The 2,666-nt window shown below is 48.4% G+C and carries 2 tRNA genes and 2 rRNA genes (1 of these 4 running past the window's edge); all 4 read right to left on the bottom strand.

The features are described 5' to 3' along the window. A 23S ribosomal RNA gene (locus tag DW096_RS19030) occupies window positions 1-357 on the bottom strand (it extends 2,850 nt beyond the left edge of the window). Window positions 358-470: 113 nt separating this feature from the next. Beyond that, window positions 471-544 (bottom strand) — tRNA-Ala (locus DW096_RS19025). A gap of 90 nt (window positions 545-634) precedes the next feature. After that, a tRNA-Ile gene (locus tag DW096_RS19020) sits at window positions 635-708 on the bottom strand. A gap of 135 nt (window positions 709-843) precedes the next feature. Next, a 16S ribosomal RNA gene (locus tag DW096_RS19015) occupies window positions 844-2,370 on the bottom strand. The 16S and 23S rRNA genes sit together here with 2 tRNA genes alongside, the layout of an rRNA operon. Between the last annotated feature and the right edge of the window lie 296 nt (window positions 2,371-2,666).

Raw genomic sequence — 2,666 nt, 5'->3', positions numbered from 1 at the left:
TCATGCTCTATGGCTGTACTTTCCAGAACATTCTGCTCACCAACTTTCTTGCCACGGCGTGGTCCTACAACCCCACCCATGCCGTAACATGGATGGTTTGGGCTATTCCCCGTTCGCTCGCCACTACTGGGGGAATCATTGTTTATTTTCTTTTCCTGCAGGTACTAAGATGTTTCAGTTCCCTGCGTTAGCCTCCTGCAATGCAGGATGATACTTCTTCAAAGTACCGGGTTGTCCCATTCGGAAATCCGCGGATCAAAGGTCATTTGCACCTACCCGCAGCTTATCGCAGCTTATCACGTCCTTCATCGCCTCCGAGAGCCAAGGCATCCGCCATGTGCCCTTACTTACTTTTTGTCTTACCGATCACGTATGGTCGATATATACTTTCAGCTTTTAACTTTACTTTTTTTTGGTCACATCATGTCAAAGAACGGTGTTTCAATTATAAAACAATAATCAAAACGGAGTGGAGAATAACGGATTCGAACCGTTGACCCCCTGCGTGCAAAGCAGGTGCTCTAGCCAGCTGAGCTAATCCCCCTTCTTATAAGTGGAAAACGGAAACTGGAAAGTGGAAAATCCGGAGAGTTCCCGATTTTCAGTTGTCAATTTTCAGTCTTCAACTTTGAAGTAGTCCCAGGCAGAGTTGAACTGCCGACCTCTACATTATCAGTGTAGCGCTCTAACCAACTGAGCTATAGGACTGTCAGTCAAACCCTCGCCTTACGGCTCGGCTTCTACTTTTCTCGTATATTTTAATAAACAAGTACGCGCAGTACAAGAGGTTCTTATGGAAGCATAACTTCAAGAACCAACGATCGAGTCGAGACGTCACTCCAGAAAGGAGGTGTTCCAGCCGCACCTTCCGGTACGGCTACCTTGTTACGACTTAGCCCCAATCACCAGTTTTACCCTAGGGCGCTCCTTGCGGTTACGCACTTCAGGTACCCCCGGCTTTCATGGCTTGACGGGCGGTGTGTACAAGGCCCGGGAACGTATTCACCGCGCCGTGGCTGATGCGCGATTACTAGCGAATCCAGCTTCATGGAGTCGGGTTGCAGACTCCAATCCGAACTGAGAGAGGCTTTCGGGATTAGCATCACGTCGCCGTGTAGCTGCCTTCTGTACCCCCCATTGTAACACGTGTGTAGCCCCGGACGTAAGGGCCGTGCTGATTTGACGTCATCCCCACCTTCCTCACATCTTACGACGGCAGTCTCGACAGAGTCCCCAGCATCACCTGATGGTAACTATCGATAAGGGTTGCGCTCGTTATGGCACTTAAGCCGACACCTCACGGCACGAGCTGACGACAACCATGCAGCACCTTCACAACTGCCTTGCGGCTGACATGTCTCCACATCATTCAGTTGCAATTCAAGCCCGGGTAAGGTTCCTCGCGTATCATCGAATTAAACCACATGTTCCTCCGCTTGTGCGGGCCCCCGTCAATTCCTTTGAGTTTCACCGTTGCCGGCGTACTCCCCAGGTGGAATACTTAACGCTTTCGCTTGGCCGCTTACTGTATATCGCAAACAGCGAGTATTCATCGTTTACTGTGTGGACTACCAGGGTATCTAATCCTGTTTGATACCCACACTTTCGAGCATCAGCGTCAGTTACAGTCCAGCAAGCTGCCTTCGCAATCGGAGTTCTTCGTGATATCTAAGCATTTCACCGCTACACCACGAATTCCGCCTGCCTCTACTGTACTCAAGACACCCAGTATCAACTGCAATTTTACGGTTGAGCCGCAAACTTTCACAACTGACTTAAGCGTCCGCCTACGCTCCCTTTAAACCCAATAAATCCGGATAACGCTCGGATCCTCCGTATTACCGCGGCTGCTGGCACGGAGTTAGCCGATCCTTATTCATACGGTACATACAAAAAGGCACACGTGCCTCACTTTATTCCCGTATAAAAGAAGTTTACAACCCATAGGGCAGTCATCCTTCACGCTACTTGGCTGGTTCAGACTCTCGTCCATTGACCAATATTCCTCACTGCTGCCTCCCGTAGGAGTTTGGACCGTGTCTCAGTTCCAATGTGGGGGACCTTCCTCTCAGAACCCCTATCCATCGAAGGCTTGGTGGGCCGTTACCCCGCCAACAACCTAATGGAACGCATCCCCATCGATGACCGAAATCCTTTAATAGTTCTACCATGCGGAAGAACTATGCCATCGGGTATTAATCTTTCTTTCGAAAGGCTATCCCCGAGTCATCGGCAGGTTGGATACGTGTTACTCACCCGTGCGCCGGTCGCCATCAAACTTAGCAAGCTAAGTTCATGCTGCCCCTCGACTTGCATGTGTTAAGCCTGTAGCTAGCGTTCATCCTGAGCCAGGATCAAACTCTTCATTGTAAAAGTATCGTGACTGCGCAAATTAAAAATTAAAGTGCGACAGCTTAATTATCTGTTCAGGACGCTCGAATTCAAAAAGTTTATCTTTACCTATTTATATAAAACAGGTATTGACGGTTCTTTTGTTTTACCCAGGTACGACGCGCCTTAATCATTAGTTTCCAATTATTAATTTGCGAAGCACCTGCTCTTGTACTACTTGTATTGTTTATGTAAATCTGTTCAAAGATCGCTCGTTTCACGATTGCTGTTCTTTTCAGAAAGCGGATGCAAAGGTAAGAGCTTTAAAGCATATC

The organism is Bacteroides sp. AM07-18 (assembly GCF_003602695.1).
GTDB lineage: Bacteria > Bacteroidota > Bacteroidia > Bacteroidales > Bacteroidaceae > Bacteroides > Bacteroides uniformis.
This window is presented reverse-complemented; position numbering and strand designations above follow the sequence as displayed.